14 protein-coding genes are annotated in these 15697 nt (G+C 58.1%); 5 read left to right on the forward strand and 9 right to left on the reverse strand.

Annotated elements, in window-relative coordinates:
• Positions 1 to 87 precede the first annotated feature (87 nt).
• Together ACSPHG_RS11985 and ACSPHG_RS11990 are read left to right on the forward strand one after the other, a co-directional pair.
• The gene (locus tag ACSPHG_RS11985; RefSeq protein ID WP_435953712.1) at positions 88 to 2229 is read left to right on the forward strand and encodes a TonB-dependent siderophore receptor; all 2142 of its coding nucleotides are present in this window, start codon (positions 88 to 90) and stop codon (positions 2227 to 2229) included.
• Between the two features lies 1 nt (position 2230).
• Positions 2231 to 3328: an ABC transporter substrate-binding protein gene (locus tag ACSPHG_RS11990; protein ID WP_435953713.1), complete on the forward strand. Its 1098-nt coding sequence runs from the start codon at positions 2231 to 2233 to the stop codon at positions 3326 to 3328.
• A gap of 15 nt (positions 3329 to 3343) precedes the next feature.
• On the opposite strand, the gene ACSPHG_RS11995 is transcribed toward ACSPHG_RS11990, so the two are convergent.
• Both ACSPHG_RS11995 and ACSPHG_RS12000 read right to left on the reverse strand, forming a co-directional pair.
• A complete protein-coding gene (locus ACSPHG_RS11995) occupies positions 3344 to 4075 on the reverse strand; it encodes a MerR family transcriptional regulator (RefSeq protein ID WP_435953715.1) in 732 nt (243 codons plus the stop codon).
• Between the two features lie 66 nt (positions 4076 to 4141).
• Positions 4142 to 5386 carry a diguanylate phosphodiesterase gene (locus tag ACSPHG_RS12000; RefSeq protein WP_435953716.1) on the reverse strand — a complete coding sequence of 415 codons (1245 nt, stop codon included), beginning with the start codon at positions 5384 to 5386 and terminating at the stop codon, positions 4142 to 4144.
• 346 nt (positions 5387 to 5732) lie between these two features.
• Here ACSPHG_RS12000 and ycgZ point away from each other — a divergent pair, with 346 nt between their 5' ends.
• The 3 genes from ycgZ (at position 5733) to ACSPHG_RS12015 (ending at position 6759) form a co-directional block, all read left to right on the forward strand.
• Positions 5733 to 5972: a regulatory protein YcgZ gene (ycgZ, locus tag ACSPHG_RS12005; protein WP_435953717.1), complete on the forward strand. Its 240-nt coding sequence runs from the start codon at positions 5733 to 5735 to the stop codon at positions 5970 to 5972.
• A gap of 158 nt (positions 5973 to 6130) precedes the next feature.
• Entirely contained in the window at positions 6131 to 6442 is a 312-nt protein-coding gene (locus ACSPHG_RS12010) for a hypothetical protein (RefSeq protein WP_435953718.1), read from the forward strand.
• Between the two features lie 50 nt (positions 6443 to 6492).
• Positions 6493 to 6759 carry a biofilm development regulator YmgB/AriR family protein gene (locus ACSPHG_RS12015; RefSeq protein WP_435956004.1) on the forward strand — a complete coding sequence of 89 codons (267 nt, stop codon included), beginning with the start codon at positions 6493 to 6495 and terminating at the stop codon, positions 6757 to 6759.
• 191 nt (positions 6760 to 6950) lie between these two features.
• On the opposite strand, the gene ACSPHG_RS12020 is transcribed toward ACSPHG_RS12015, so the two are convergent.
• The 7 genes from ACSPHG_RS12020 to pgaA form a co-directional block, all read right to left on the reverse strand.
• Positions 6951 to 8255, reverse strand: coding sequence for a PQQ-dependent sugar dehydrogenase (locus ACSPHG_RS12020; protein WP_435953719.1), 1305 nt, complete (start codon positions 8253 to 8255; stop codon positions 6951 to 6953).
• Positions 8242 to 8694 carry a DUF2231 domain-containing protein gene (locus tag ACSPHG_RS12025; RefSeq protein ID WP_435953720.1) on the reverse strand — a complete coding sequence of 151 codons (453 nt, stop codon included), beginning with the start codon at positions 8692 to 8694 and terminating at the stop codon, positions 8242 to 8244. Before ACSPHG_RS12025 ends, ACSPHG_RS12020 begins: the two co-directional genes overlap by 14 nt.
• A 129-nt stretch (positions 8695 to 8823) precedes the next feature.
• The gene (locus tag ACSPHG_RS12030) at positions 8824 to 9222 is read right to left on the reverse strand and encodes a DUF1801 domain-containing protein (RefSeq protein ID WP_435953721.1); all 399 of its coding nucleotides are present in this window, start codon (positions 9220 to 9222) and stop codon (positions 8824 to 8826) included.
• Between the two features lie 62 nt (positions 9223 to 9284).
• Positions 9285 to 9785 carry a poly-beta-1,6-N-acetyl-D-glucosamine biosynthesis protein PgaD gene (gene pgaD / locus ACSPHG_RS12035; RefSeq protein WP_435953722.1) on the reverse strand — a complete coding sequence of 167 codons (501 nt, stop codon included), beginning with the start codon at positions 9783 to 9785 and terminating at the stop codon, positions 9285 to 9287.
• Complete coding sequence (gene pgaC, locus ACSPHG_RS12040; RefSeq protein WP_435953723.1) at positions 9782 to 11116, reverse strand: poly-beta-1,6-N-acetyl-D-glucosamine synthase; 1335 nt, start codon at positions 11114 to 11116, stop codon at positions 9782 to 9784. Before pgaC ends, pgaD begins: the two co-directional genes overlap by 4 nt.
• Positions 11113 to 13128, reverse strand: coding sequence for a poly-beta-1,6-N-acetyl-D-glucosamine N-deacetylase PgaB (gene pgaB, locus ACSPHG_RS12045; RefSeq protein ID WP_435953724.1), 2016 nt, complete (start codon positions 13126 to 13128; stop codon positions 11113 to 11115). Before pgaB ends, pgaC begins: the two co-directional genes overlap by 4 nt.
• 9 nt (positions 13129 to 13137) lie before the next feature.
• Complete coding sequence (gene pgaA / locus ACSPHG_RS12050; protein ID WP_435953725.1) at positions 13138 to 15600, reverse strand: poly-beta-1,6 N-acetyl-D-glucosamine export porin PgaA; 2463 nt, start codon at positions 15598 to 15600, stop codon at positions 13138 to 13140.
• Positions 15601 to 15697: the final 97 nt, after the last annotated feature.

Genomic DNA, 15697 nt, shown 5'->3' on the forward strand with positions numbered 1-15697 from the left:
AAGTAATGTTAACATTGTAAATGCAAATAATTGTCATTATCATCGCTGATTCAATTATAAAATGCATTATTGCAGACAGTGATTATCATGACAGGTTATTCATTTGGCACCCCTTCCGTTCGCAGGGCGCGGCTTAATTCTCAGATTTTGATCCTTTCTACGTTCGTTTTCGGCGGCCACGCCTGGGCCGCCGAATCGACAAAGGAAGACACGCTCACCGTTACCGCCACCACGAATCCAGACGGCTCGTCGACCCGCTACGGTCAGGACGAAGCCTCGGTTGCGAGTCGTACCAGCACGCCGCGCGCTGAAACGCCCCAGTCGATAAGCGTCGTGACCTCACAGGTTATCGATGACTACGCCGTTTCCAGTCTTAATGACGCGATGAAGTTTGTCAGCGGCGTGACGCAGGGCAATACCTTAGGCGGCATCGAGGACGGCTTTGTAAAGCGCGGGTTCGGCTCCAACAGCGACGGCTCGGTGTTTATCGACGGCGTGCGCAGCAACCAGGGGCTGGCGATGGATGCCAGCATCGATCGCGTCGAGGTGCTAAAAGGCTCCGCCTCCCTGCTCTATGGGATCTTAAATCCGGGCGGCGTCATCAATCTGGTGACTAAAAAGCCGCAGTACGACTGGAACACGCGCGTTAGCGGCGTCAGCAGCAGCAACGGCGGTGGTTCAGGAACGATCGATGTGACCGGCCCGCTCGGCAACGGTTTTGCGTTCCGCCTGGTAGCCGAACGCCAGCGCGAGGACTACTGGCGCAACTTTGGCGTCGATGAGCACACGCTGATTGCCCCTTCCCTAAGCTGGTACGGCGAAAAAGCCTCTTTTAATATCGCCTACGTCGAAAACAAATACGACATTCCTTACGATCGCGGCACCGCATTTATCGACGGCAAGCCGCTCGATATCCCTTACAACCGCCGCATTGACGACGGCGCAAACCACGCCTGGGGCAAAAACAAACGCCTGTCGGTCAACTACGGCTATAGGCTTGACGACACCTGGGAAACCACTCTCAGCTACGCGTGGATGCAGCGCCGCTACGACAGCAACGAAGTCCGCGCCACCGCCGTCGACACCACGACCGGGATTGTGTCGCGCCGGGCCGACGCCAACCGTGGGTTCAACCACCAAACCGATTACGTTTCCTGGGACGTCAGCGGCAGCCCGCAGATTTTCGGCATGACGCACGATCTCACGCTCGGGGCCGACTATGAGCAAAACGAAACCTACAAGGCGTACTCTTATCGCGGCAAAGTCTCTAAAACCTTCAATATGTACAACCCGGTTTATGGCGAAGAGCCGATAACCGACGGCAGCACCTACAGCGATAAAAACAGCAACCTGCGCACCAACCTCTACAGCCGTTCGCTGTTTGCCAAAGACAGCATTCATCTAAACGAACAATGGATTGCCGTGCTGGGCGGGCGGTTCCAGCGCTATACCCAAACAAGCAGCGCCGGTTGGGTGAATCCGCAAACTACGCTTAACGATCGCGGCGACGCCTTCCTTCCGCAGGCCGGGCTGGTCTACAAAATCCTGCCGGAAGTCTCGCTTTACGGCAGCTACAGCAGGTCGTTCACGCCGTCGACGCAGACCGACGATAACGGCGACGTCGCCTCCACCGAAAAAGGCACCACCTATGAAATAGGTGCCAAATGGCAGATGACGCCGCAGCTGACCGGCACGCTGGCCGTCTACCGAATCGACGAAGACGATATGTCGGTGTTCATCAACGGCGTGACGCGCAACATTCCGCAAGCGCGCTCCACCGGCGCGGAGCTGGAGCTGAGCGGCGAAGTCACCCCGGACTGGAACGTCGTCGCCAACTACAGCTACGACAAAACCGAAATCGTCAAAGATGACGTCAGCAGCGCCAACGTCGGCAACCGCCTGGTCAACGCCCCGGCCAATATGGGCAGCCTGTACCTCAGCCATACGATGCGCTTCTCATGGCTGCCGGGCGAACTGCGCCTGGGCGGCGGCGGCCGCTATGTCGGTACCCGCGCGGGCGATCCGGAAAACAGCTTCCGCATGCCGAGCTACACCGTCGCCGACGCGTTTATCGCATGGGACAGCAGCCTCGTTGGCAAAAATACCCAGCTCAAGCTGAACGTGAAGAACCTGTTCGATAAGGAGTATTACGAATCCAGCGCCGGGAACCTGCGCGTGATCGAAGGCGAGCCGCGCACCCTGTACCTGTCGGCCGCGGTGGACTTCTGAGATGAAAAAACTGTGGCTAGCAGCCGCCCTGCTCGCGTTCAGCGCGGGCGGCCAGGCAAAAACGATTGTCGATATTCTCAATCGTCAGGTTGAGGTTCCCGACAACCCGCAGCGGCTCATCGTCGGCGAAAGCCGCATGATTTATACCCTTGCGCTGGTTGAAGACGGCAATCCGGCAAAGCGCGTGGTTGGCTGGCCCGCGGACCTAAAGCGCCTCGACCCGCAAACCTGGGATCGTTACAGCGCCGCGTATCCGTCAATCAACGATATCACCGTCATCGGCAACAATAACTTCTCGCAGATTAGCCTCGAGAAGGTCATCGCGCTGCGGCCCGACCTGGTGATTTTGCCGGTGTACGCCAAAAAGCAGAGCGACGGCGACGGTTTCCTGGCGCAGCTTACGCAGGCAAAGATCCCGGTTATCTACGTGGATTTTCGCGTCGACCAGCTTAACCACACGGTGCCGAGCCTGCACATCCTCGGCGAAGCGCTCAACGACGGGCCGAAGGCGGAGCGGTTCATCACGTTCTATCAGCAGCATATGGCGAAAATCGAAACGCGCCTGGCGCGGGCGAAACCGACAAGGCCGACGGTAATGCTGCAGCTGCATCTTGGCGATAAGCAGGACTGTTGCACGACGGTCGGGCGCGGCAACTTAGCGGATCTGCTGGACTTCGCGGGCGGCGATAACATTGCCGCGCGCCGCTTCACCGGCGTTTACGGCAAGCTTTCGCCTGAAGCGCTGCTCACCGCCAACCCGGCTATCTACATCGCAACCGGCATGGGCGGGCCGCAGCAGCCGGAGCGTTTGCAGCTGGGTTCGCAGATTCGCGCCGAGCAGGCAAAGTTGAGCTTTGCGGGCGTTGTTAGCCGGGAAAAGGTGGTTTCAGGGCTTGCTGCGGTGCAAAAGGGAAACGCGTGGGCGGTGTGGCATAACTTCTACATGAGCCCGTGGCACCTGCTGGACGTGGAGTTTTTTGCGAAAACCTTCCACCCCGCGCTGTTTGCCGACGTCGACCCGCAGCAAACGCTGGATGAAATGAACCGTGAATTTTTAAGCGTGAAGGAAACGGGAACCTACTGGACGCGCCTGAAGTAAAACGGCGCAGTGCCGTCAGGTGCTGTGAACGGCGATGGTAAAGCCCTGCTCCTGCCAGTGGTCAAGCTGCTCCTGCTGGCGGCGGGTCAGGGCTTTTCCCGTCCAGACGAAAATCTGCTGACCGGGGAAAAGCTCCGGGCGCGGCGATTCCAGCGGTTCGGCCAGCACGTCAATGCGCCAGCCGCGCTGCGAAAGACGCCAGGCCTCAAGCCACAGGCGGGTGCGGTCATCGCTGTCCCAGCCGATAAGCAGGCCGTCTTTGCCCTCTTTCTTGCGCGATTCGGCAAGGCACGTCACGGAATAGTCGATCAGCACGCCGTCGAGCATGCTGCACATGGTGCGGGCGGTGTTTTGATCGAGGCTCAGGCGCTGGCGCACCGGCACATAGATATGATCGATAAGGGAGTCAGCGGGGAAATCACGGCCTAGCGCGATGATTTTTGCGCGCAGCTTCGCGGGGTGTACGGCGCGCAGCACGGTCATCATCTCTTCCTGAAGCGCCGCCCAGCCGTCGTGAGCCGCCAGCCTGCTGCCTTCGAGCAGCGCCTTAACCTTGCTTACCGGCACGCCGCTTTTCATCCAGCGCTTGATTTCTTCAATGCGCTGAATATCCTCTTCATCAAACTGACGATGCCCGCCTTCGCTGCGCTGGGGTTTGAGCAGGCCATAGCGGCGCTGCCATGCGCGCAGCGTAACGGGGTTGATTCCGCATCGTTCGGCGACGTCGCCGATACTGTAAAAAGCCATTCATTCCCTCACGCTGAAATCCGGACATCCGTGTCCAAACTAACCAATCCCGGCAGCTTGTACAAACTATTTTAAACTGTACAACTCAGAATATAGCGCCGATTTTCGCTCAGGCCACGTCACCGTGGGGATGCTGGCGAAGGACGGACTGGCAAATAAATGTCCCTGGAACTGTGAAATCCCTGCCGACTCAAGCCACATCCACTCTTCGGCTTTTTCAACGCCCACTGCCGACACCGTAATCTCAAGCGAGGTGCAGCATTTGATGATCGCCTGGATAATGGCCTGGCGCGGGCCGCTCTTGTGCACGTCCTGAATCAGGGCGCGGTTGATCTTGATGCGGTCCGGCTGAAACTGCGAAAGCAGCAGCAGCCCGGCAAAGCCCGCGCCGAAATGGTCGATAGCGACGCTGATGCCCGCCGCCTTCAGCTGGCGAATTGCGCCGGTAAACTCGTCGATGCGCGAGATAACCTCGCTTTCGGTGAACTCGACGATCACCTGCTCCGGCACCAGGCCATTGACCTCAATTTCCTGCAGCAGGAAGCTAACCGCGTTCGGCACTTCGACCAGCGTCATCGGCAGCAGGTTCACCGACAGCGTCTGTTCCCTCAGGTTGAGCGCGCCGGCCATGGCAAAGGCGACCTTCTTGCTTTGCAAATCCGCCTCGTAAATCTCATTGCCCTGAAGCCCGTCGAAATAGCTTTGCGGCGAGCTGCCGTCAACGGTGCGCAGCAGCGCCTCGTGGGAAACGACCTCACGGGCAAAGGGATCGACGATCGGCTGAAACGCGAAGCTACAGGCCGCCGCCGCGCCTTGTACAACTTTTTCCGTGCCCGCAAAACTCTCGTCGGCAATAAAGTCCCACGAGTCGCCCGGCGGGATCTCAAAGTAGTTTTCTTTTTCCGTGGACTCAACGAACGTCCGGAAGAAGCGCAGCGCGCGGTCATTATAGATTAGCTGATATTTCGACGTGCCTTTATCCAGCACGGTTTGCAGCACTTCGTCGCGGTCATGCTCTCTTAAATCAAAGAGTTCCATGCCCGTTTTGCCGAAGCGGCGGGCTGGCGCATGGTCGCACAGCAGTTCCACAAGGTTGTAGTGACGGGGGTCGGCGCAGATCCCCCGATAGATACTCTGTACACCCTCCTCTGGCCCTTCGAGCAGTTGGAAAAAGTGCGTGCCGTTGAACAGCAAAATGCCCGTTACGTCGGCCTGTTCATTCTTTTTACTGGCGACGGCGACCATTTCTTCAAGCGATTTAACCGGGACTTCTTCGCACATGTGGCTGCGATAAATGATGGTTGTGAGCATGATTTTTCCGAGGATGAGCGTCTAAGCGGCAACCTTAGCAGATACAAGGCTTTTCGTCGTTAGAAACCACACCAAAAGTTAACAAATATTCTACATAGCAATGACTTAGCGGCATTTTCGGCGGCTAAAGTTGTGCAGAATCGCTAAGAATTAACCGCCTATGTTGTACAAAAACCTCTCCTGAATTAACAATTAATTAGCTTGGTAACTATCTGATATACAACAACAAGCACGAATAGCTTAAGAATTAAGACTATTTACGTACAACTTTCCATGTACAAGTTTTAAATATTTGTATAACTTTACTCACACTTTCACTGATTAATGCACTTTACAGGAGTAACAAATGCGCCAGAACGGTTACATTCCCGATACTGCCAACGCCATCACCCGCTACTTCAATAAAGCGGCGCTTCCGTCCCAGCAGGAAACCCTGGGGCAGATCGTTGTGGAAATTCTTAGCGATGGCCGCAGCCTGAACCGTAAAGCAATTTGCACTAAACTACTAAACCGCGTGGAAAAGGCTGCCGACGAAGAAGAAGAGAGCCACTATCACACGCTAATCGGCCTTCTTTTTGACCGCTAATAACACGGACCCACAGCATACAAATTAAAGGTTTTTTAAGTCGATTCTGGCAGGCGATGTTTTCAGGCTTCACAACCTTGAGCTGACCTTCCCTCCCAGAGAACTGACTTCATGCCGCTTTGCCGATTTCTGGATCGCGGCTATCAGAGATGCAGTTTATGAATAGAAGTGAATATGAATTACTGACAGATGTACTTATTGGAGAAGCCGTCCTTTCGCTGCTCCACGAGAATGGCCCGATTAGCACTCAGGCCCTTATCGTGAGGCTGCAAGTCATGGAGGCTAAGGAAACGGATCCCGAACGACGCGCGGCGCTGGCCACGGTTATTGCTGATATCAGCAGCAATAAAATGGCCACCAAACGGCGTTCTGCGGCAGAAAGAACAGATTGGGACAGGGATCGTCAGAAAAAAGGTAACGTTTATCCCTTGTTTGGCGAAAACCAACGGTCGGACAGTAAAAAACACTGACGACCTCCCATTACTAATAACTTTAACGGTGAGAGCAAATGACCCAGATGATGCTTCATAAAACAGATATTCACACGTATCTGCCCGACACGGCACTGTCTGCATATTTTCGTCATGCTGGCGACATGCTGGCCGACGAGTACGCCCTTCTTGGGGCAGTAACCCGCAGTATCTTAGCTTCTGATGGGTATATCACCCATAAAGCTATTATTCGCCAGCTCATCGTTGCGCTTGAATCCACTGACGACGTGGTGACAATCGACATTATTCGTAAAACTCTGGAAATCGTTGTAGACCACACCACGGACGACATTTAATTTTTGATTCGCACAGCAAAAGGGGTTTGGTGCCGCAAGGCCCAAACCCCAATTTATTGAATATAAAGAAGAAATTTAAAAATCGAAGCGCTACGTAAAATCTGACATTTCGCCAGAGTATTGCTACAGCAGAATTTACACAGCGACAGCAAAAAAATCGGTGGACGGCCTGCGCCTGTCCACCTTTATTTTTATTTCGCGGAACTGATTCGCCAGATGCTGTTCCCCGCATCGTCAGCAATGACCACCCCGCCTTGCTTATCCATCGCGAGCCCCACCGGTAAACCTCGCACCTGCTTCTGGTCGTCGGTCAGGAATCCGGTCACCACCGGCTGCGGCAAACCGACCGGCTGGCCGTTTTCAAATTTCACCCACATTACCCGGTAGCCATTCAGCGGCTTTCTGTTCCAGCTGCCGTGTTCGCTGACAAACGCGCCGTCCTTATACTGCGGCATGTTATCGCCGGTATAAAACAGCAGGCCCAGCGGCGCGACGTGGGAACTCAGGGCGTAATCAGGCTTGATGGCCTTCGCAACCAGATCCGGGCGCGGCGGCTTAACCCGCTCGTCCACGTGCTGCCCGTAGTAGCTGTACGGCCAGCCGTAGAAGCCCTTTTCCTGCACCGAGGTCATATAGTCCGGCACCAGATCGGAGCCAATTTCGTCACGTTCGTTCACTACGGCCCACAGTTTGCCGCTTTTCGGCTCCCACTGTAGCCCGGTCGGGTTTCGCAGCCCGCTGGCGTAAACCCTGCTTGCGCCGCTCGCCGCGTCCACCTCCAGCACGGCGGCCCGCTGGAATTCAGCGCCGATGCCGTTCTCGGTGATGTTGCTGTTTGAGCCAACGCCCACGTACAGCCTGCTGCCGTCCGGGCTTGCAAGCAGCGATTTCGTCCAGTGGTGGTTAATAGGCCCGCCCGGCAATTGCGTGACAACGTCACCTGGCGTGACAATCTCCGTCTGCCCTTCCTGATACGGGTATTTCACCAGGCTATCGGCGTTCGCCACCCACAGCGTGTTGCCGATAAGCTGAATCCCGAAAGGCGAATTAAGACGGTCGATGAAAATGTGCTTTTCCCACTTGCCGTTCACGTTGCGCAGCAGGGTGATGCGGTTGCCGCCTTCACCGCCCTTGCCGGAGGATTTCTGCACCAGGCCCATAATGATTTCCTTCGGGCGTGCGGGGGCAGATTTTGCCGGGCCGTTGGCTTCGGCGACCAGAATATCGTTGTTCGGCAGCACGTAAAGCTGGCGAGGATGCTTCAGCCCGTCGGCGATTTTTTCGATCTTCAGCCCCTGCGCCACCTTGGGCATTTCACCCTCTTTCCACGTCGCCGCCTCGGGGACTTTCATCGGCGGCAGGAGAAAGTTCTGCGCCTTGGGCAGCTCGGGGTTGGCGCCCATTTGCTTTTGCGGGTCGAGCTGGGCCTTGTCGTCACAGCCGCTCAACAGCCCGGCGACGATAACGGCCAGTAATGCTTGCTTATGGATTTTCATGCAGGCGGCTCCCTGTTACCACGCGCTCGCGCAGGGCAAGCTGAACGTTGCCCAGCAGTAAAAGAACCACGACCAGCGTGGACAGAATCACCCCGGCGGGTACGACGGCATAGGCATCGCGGCTATGGATAAAGGCGTTAAACACCGCCAGCACGATGGCCAGCAGGCTCAGCCAGAAGTGCGTTTTTACCACCGGATGATAGAGGCGACGCGGGCCGCTCCAGACAAATATCATATTGATAATTCTGGGAATGATTGCCAGAAGCAGGCCGATCGCGATCAGCCAGTTGGCGGCATCTGTCCACATCAGGTTGAAGGTTTTGATGTACAAAATGTCGAAAATCCAGGCGGCGACAAAAAAGCCCGTCGGCAGGGGGTTTAGCAGTTCGTACAGCGCCACGACCGATGCCGGGCGCCCAGTCGTAAGATGCGTATGCATGTCCGTCTCCTTTACTCTTCCAGATAAGCGGGCTAATTTCAGCGCGTTGCCTTGCCTGTAAAGATTAGTAAACCTGAAGGATTGCGACGGGTTAATTACGCTCAATTTGCGCAGGAGGTAAAAACCTGGCTAGGTTTTGCCTTTCGTGGCGGAAGATTTCTGCTGCTGTTTCCGGCGGTTAAATTCGATCGCGGCGCGGATTAACGCCTTAAGCTGCGCCGCGTTAACCTTATCTTCTTCAAGATAATCAATCGCGCGCCACACCTTACCGCCCAGGCCGTTGTTAAACAGCCCGGCCGGGTCAGCGAGCGCCGCGCCGTGCGAAAACGTCACCTTAACCTTCTCTTTGTGCGCGTTGGCGACGGCAATAATGCCTGCGCAGTACCAGGTCGGGCTGCCCTTCCACTTCCACTCCTCGGTAATTTCCGGGTCGGCGGCCAAAAAACACTCCCGCACCTCGGAAAGCGTTTTGCCGCGCCAGCCTGTCGTTTGCGCGATAAGCTGGTCAATCTGTTGCGATGGCGTCATCTCTCGGCCCCCTGTACGTTACCCCACTAGATTTTAGTCCGCCAAAACGGGCCGCGCTTGATTTACGCCCCGACCTTCACCGGCGGCGCGGCGACCGCATAATGCCCGCTTGCGCTATTCACCGGCGGCCCAAGCAGGTTATCCATAATCCCCTTCACCACCTCGACGCGCGCGATCTCGCCGTTTTCATGGTGAAACACCGTCAGCACGCGGCCTTTATTCAGCTCATGGGCGACAAGCGGCGTGATGTGCATGCTTTCAGCAAGCTCTGACTCCGCCAGCCCCGGCCTGCGGCTGCGCCGCTCGCTGCGAAACCGATACTGGTTATATTTGGCCCAGCCGATCAGCGCCAGGCCGTTTACCAGCGCTATAATCAGGTACAGGCTGACGGTGTTGAGCGTGGTGAAAAAGGGCCGAATCCCCATAAACGGCGAATGCGCCAGGGCGTTTATCAGCCCGTTATAAATCAGCCAGGTGAAGCCCACCCATGCCCCTAACGTCAGCACGGTATCCATCAGCCTCGGGAACAGGCGCTGCTCGGTGTAAACCAGCGGTTGATTCATGGTTCTATCCTCCCAATTCCACGGTCAGGGCTAACCCAACGCGCCCTGCCGCGCTTGCGCTTGAGCATGACTTTCGGAAACGACACCAGGGTGGTGAACAGGCTGAGCATCCAGTACACCACCGGGAACCAGATAATCCAGAACAGCGAGGCGGAAATCCCCTTCTCATAGCGCCTCTCGATAAGCAGGCTGACCAGAAATTGCAGCAGGCAGACCACGCCGAGCATCAGCCCGGTAAACGCCGGTGGGAAAAGGTGCTGGACGTGCAGGCTATCCGGCAGCGGCACCACAAAGCCAATCAGGAACAGCAGGATACTCACCGCATAGGCAAACGCCCACGCGGTCGACAGGCAAAACTCGATAAACAGCGGCCACATGCGGCGATACTCCCAGGCCCACAGCCGCCGCATGTTAACGATAAACACCTCCGCGCCGCCCTGCGCCCAGCGCAGCCGCTGTTTCCACAGACCCTTAAGCGTTTCCGGCATCAGGATCCAGCACAGCGCGCGCGGCTCGAAGAATACCGACCAGTGGCGCAGCTGAAGCTTCCAGCTGATGTCGATATCCTCGGTGATCATATCAGGGCTCCAGTAGCCCACCTCGGCCAGCGCGCGGCGGCGGAAGGCGGCGACCACGCCGGACACGGCAAATACCTGCCCGTAAATGCGCTGGGTGCGCTTGATAAGTCCGATAATTGACGAAAACTCCCCGACCTGAACGCGGCCAATCAGCGTTGAACGGGTGCGGATGCGCGGGTTGCCGGTAACCGCGCCAACGCGCGGGTAGCGTAACAGCGGCGCGACCAGATAGGCCGCCGCATCCCGTGCCAGCAGCGCGTCGCCGTCGATACAGACCAGGAAATCGCTGCGCGCCGCCGCCGTGCCCGTTTTCAGCGCCACGGCTTTCCCCTGGTTTTCCGCCAGGTGAATCACCCGCAGGCGCGGATATTCGTTGGCGAGCTGGTCGAGCACCTCTGCGGTGTTGTCCTTCGAGCCGTCGTTGATGGCGATCACCTCGATGTTCTGATAGCGCTGGGCGAGCGCCGCCTCGATGGTTTCACGGGCGTTTACCCCCTCGTTGTAGCAGGGAATCAGAATTGAAATCAGCGGGTTGCCCTCAAGCTCCGGCGGCGGGGTATCTTCGCCCCAGGGCCAGTGGCGCTCGCGGTAGAACCAGAAGTACAGCCCTCCGCCGATCCACAGCGCCGACATAAACAGCGGCCAGAAAAAGACAAAGTTGAGCATCACTTCGCCGGTAAACACGGCGGCTACGCCCAGCGGAAGGCTGAACATCAGGCAAAGGATGAGGAAAGCGACGATGCGATCGGTCATTTTTGCGGATACCAGTATGAGGAGAACACCGGACGAATCTCCGACATCTCAGGTTTATCGTTAATGAAATCATCCGGGTAGTAGCCGTAGTTCACCGCGCCGCTCATCTTCAGCTGGCGCATCCAATCGGCTAACTGTTTGCCGCTGATCTCGCTTTGTGCCTCCGGCTTACGCCAGTCCCGCGCCTGTAGCTCAAACACGGTTTTGTCGAGCGCGCCGGGGTGTTTCGCAACCGTAGTCACCATGTTGTCCAGCCAGGCGTTGGCCCGGTCGGCGGAAACCTTCTCCATCAGCGGCATCGCCATCGGTGCCGTCCAGTCGTAGGTGCCAAGGAAGTCGCCGAGGTTTTGCGCAAACCACGCCTCGCTTTCCGGCTGAATCACCGGCAGGGCGTAGATATTGCGCGCGGTTTTCACCTGCGGGCCGCGAATGCTGCGAACCGCATCCGTCAGCTGAAGGGTGAAGTCGATGAGCGCCCTGCTCTTAAAGCGCGTCCAGCGTTCGAACGTCTGCGGGTCCTTACGAATCTGGCCGATGTCGCCGGGAAAACCCGCCGCGCGATAGGCGGCAAGGGCATCCGGCGAGGCGTCTTCAAAGTCCGTCAGGAAGGCATCGTCGTGGAACAGAATCCCTCTGAAGGCGGTATTTTTGGCGAGGTCCTCATAGATTTCGGTGATGCGCCTGCGGGCCTCCTGGCTCCAGGGCGACAGCCGCACGTACTGGTGGGTATCCACGGCGCTTTTGCCGGTGTCCGGGTCCCACTTCGTCACGCGCGGTATGGAATCATCAAGATCGAAGGCCAGCACCGGCATCCATGCAAAGACGTCCACGTTGGCGCGGCTTTGCAGCTGCCAGGAGACAAAGTTGAACAGGTCGGCGCGCATCGGCAGCCAGCGGTTGGGGAAATAAAGCTCGTGAATGTTGCCGTCGCCTTTCGGGTCGGCGTAGGCCTGCAGGAAAACGTGCGAAATGCGCATGTCGTAAACGCGCTGGATCAGCTTGTCGATATTTTTGGTCTGCTGCACCGGATTCGGATCGTAAACGTAATCCAGATCGACGTGCATCACGCGCATGGTTCGCGGCTCGCGCACCTGGGCGACCTGTGCGGCAAAGCGCTTAAGCGACGGGTTATCGGAGATCAAAATGCGCGGCACGTCGTCAAGGTTCGCCGCGTTCGCCAGCCCCTCGTTGAGGGTAAACGCCATGCGATAGCCGTGCTCCTTGGCAAGCTGGAGCGTAATGCCGCTTGCCGCGCCGTACGGCCAGACCCAGGCGCGAGGCGGTTTGCCGGTGACCTCGGTGATTTTTTGCGTAATGCGGGTTACGTCTTTATTGATGCGCTGATAAAACTGCTCGTCGGTTTCGTACCTGCCGGTCGCCTTGTCGTACTCGCGGTTTGCGACGGCGGGCAGCTTGCTCCCCTGCGGGTTGCCGACCGCCCCGTAATGGGATGCCCAGGTGTGCGCGCCAATTTCAACCAGCGGCTCCTGGCCCATTTTGCGCACCATCTCCCAGGTGGCAAACTTGTCGCGCGCCGTCATCAGGCCGCCGAAGTCCACCTTTTGCCCCGGCGGTGCGTCCACCCAGCTGCCAACCGGTGCCCAAAGCGCGGGCCACTGATAGGCTCTCAGCAGCGGCCACACGCGCGTGTAAAAGCTGCTGTAACCGTCGTCGAAGGTCAGCAGAATCGCCTTTTCCGGCAGCACGCTTTTGCCGTCGTGGGCGTCCAGAACCTGCTGCACCGACACCGGGTGATAGCCGTTGTCGCGCAGCCAGGCCATCTGATCGCTAAGCGCGCTGGTGCGCACCGACAGATAGCGCTGGTCGGCACCGTCGTCCTCGACGTCGTGATAGCCGATCACCAAAAAGCTGTTTTTCGGCCAGGCGTTGTCCGCCGTCAGCGGTGCTCTATCCGCTGGGGAAATATAGCGCGGCGTCTGCGCGTCCCCGCAGGCGGTGATCAGTATCCATCCGGCGATTAAAATTGCGGCTCGCAGCCATCTTTTAAACATATGCTGTCCTTAAAACCTGACGTTCAAATCAAAAGCGAGGGAGATATTCCGCTCACGCTTGCCGTCGTACGGGCGTTTGTCCCAGGTCAGCATCGCCCCGGCGTCCACGACGTTATTCCACTGAATTCTCTGGCCGTACCCCAGCTGCGTGATTGCGCCACGGTCCTGTTTTTTCTGCCAGTAGCTGCCAAGCCCGGCGGTCATCTGCTGCGACCACACGGTGTCGTAATGGCGGTACAGCACGTGCTCGGCGCTTAGCCCAGGCACCACGGAGAAGTCACGCTTTGGGTTGTAATACGGCACGTTTTCCTTGCTGTTGGTGCTGCCGCTGATGCCGGGCGTGAAGTCCAGCGTAAAGCGTGGCGTGGTCAGCAGGCGCTCTTTGCCGCTCAGGCCGTATTCGATGCGGTCGTTTCCGTCGGAGAAGTGCGAGGCGGCGAAGGTCAGCTGATATTCCCGCCGCTCGTTTTGATACCAGCGGATATAGCCGTTGCCGCCGTTGGAGCTGACGCCGTTGCGCAGGGCGCGCAGCGGGGTTTCCTGAGAAAGACGTTCGGCAGATCCGCCAATGCGCCAGTTATCGTTGAAGTCGTGCCACGCGGACAGGCGGCCACCGATTTTTTGCCCGTCGCCGTAGTTCTGCCCGGTGATTTCCATTTCGGCCCAGTAGTTGCGCGACGTCCATTCGGCCCCGGCCGCCAGATCGCGGCTGATCCCCTTGCCCTCTTCAAATTCGCCGGTGGCAAAATTAAAGCCGGTGAACAGCCGCCAGTTGTCGTTTATCGGCGGGCTGTAAATCGCCGAGTTGAGCGTGAAGTCGTGCTTGCCGCTGATCGGGCTGTCGGAGGCGATGCCCTGTGAACCGCTGATGCGCAGCTCGGACTTTTTGTGCACGTCGCGAATACGGGCCAGGCGCAGCGTCGAGGTATCGTCCGGGCTGCGGGCAATCACGTCGTCGGTCAGCTCGTCGGCCTGTCGCCACTCCTGCAAATCAAGGGCGACATACGCCTGCTGGCGCTCAAGCTCCAGGTTGCTCGGCTCGATGACCTCGGCGACCTTCAGCTCCTGTTCCGCCCTGCGCGGCAGGCCGCGCGCCTCCAAAACGGACGCATAGCTAATTCCCAGCCCCTGGTTCCCCGAGCCGGTTCGCGCCAGGCGTCCGGACTGCTTTTCCGCGGCGGGCAAATCGTTGGTGGCGACCAGGTATTGGGTGCGCATCGTCTGCGCCAGCAGCCAGGTATCGTTCGGCTGCGGCGTGGGCGAACCGTAGACTTTGCGCAGGTACGGGCTGTTTTTGATGAGGTCATCAACCTGACGCTTCGCCGCGTCGTAGTTTTCGTTATCCAGATGGGCGTAGAACAGATCCTGCTGGTCTTCCGAAGAGAGCGGCGTCGTCGCCACCGGCCCGTTCGGATAGTAGATGCTCATCAGCATATCTTCCGCTTTGTCGGGCTGTTCCTCGTTGAGCCAGGCCGTTGCCACCCAGCGCTTCGCATAGGCAGGCACCGCCCCGCCGTCGGCCTTTAGCGATTCATATTCCGCGATGGCCTCCGCGTTGCGTTTGCGGACAACCAGCGCGCCGATGCGGTCAATTCTGGCGCGGCGCACGTCGGCCTGCGCGTCCGGGTTATTCTTCCAGGCCGCCAGCAGCTGGTCGTAACGCGCCAGGGCTTTATCGGCGACGATAAAACGCTCTTCTTCATTACGCGCGGGGGTATAGGCGGCGCGAACCGTTTCGGCGGCGGCATCAAGCTCGAGGCGGCGCTTCATCGGGTCGGTTTCGGCGAGGTTCTCCGACATCTCCAGCGCCGGGCCTGCGACCCGGTTGGCCGACAGCGCGGAAAGAAGCGTGTCCCTGGAGCTTTTGTGCTGCGGGTCTTCCGTTTCCGCCTCGCTTGCCGCTAGCAGCGCATCCCAGTTTTTGCCCTGCGAATGGTAAACGTAGGCGACAAGCGCATCGCGGTCGGGGCCTGGCGCGCTTTGCGCCCATTTGTTGGCCTCGGTCAACGCCTGTTCGTTTCGCTTCGCGTCGGCGAGCGTCATGATCCAGCCGGTGCGGGCATCGGCATTGTCAGGCTCTGCACGCAGCGCGCCTTCCCACACCGCCAATGAATCATTCCACTTTTTCTGGTTTCGGTACGCGCGGGCGACGGCTATCTGCCCGCGCGCCGGAATCGCTACCTCGTTGTGATAGCGCTGCCAGACGCGAATAATCTCGTCGTTGTTGTCCGCCCAGCTTGCGACCTGCAGCCAGTCGGCAATCTGGTTGGCGCTGAGCGCGGCCTGTTTTTCCTGCGCCTGAAGATAGTTAAGCAGCGGTGCCCTGTTACCGGCCCGCGCCTCCATCACTAAATCATCGTAGTCCGGCGCGGCGGCGTGCACCTGCAGCGGAAATAGCACGCAGGCGGTAAATAAACAGGTGCCCGATTTTAAATATCTTATCGAATTGGCATGACGACGAATGCTGAACATAGCTGCCCTTATATCCTTATGCCAGAATAGATTTAAGCATTAACAGTGATTTGTTGCCGCCAGATGACGACACGCACAGCCGAAGCACGTATCGCTA

Source organism: Dryocola baronae, assembly GCF_051297175.1.
Lineage (GTDB): Bacteria > Pseudomonadota > Gammaproteobacteria > Enterobacterales > Enterobacteriaceae > Dryocola.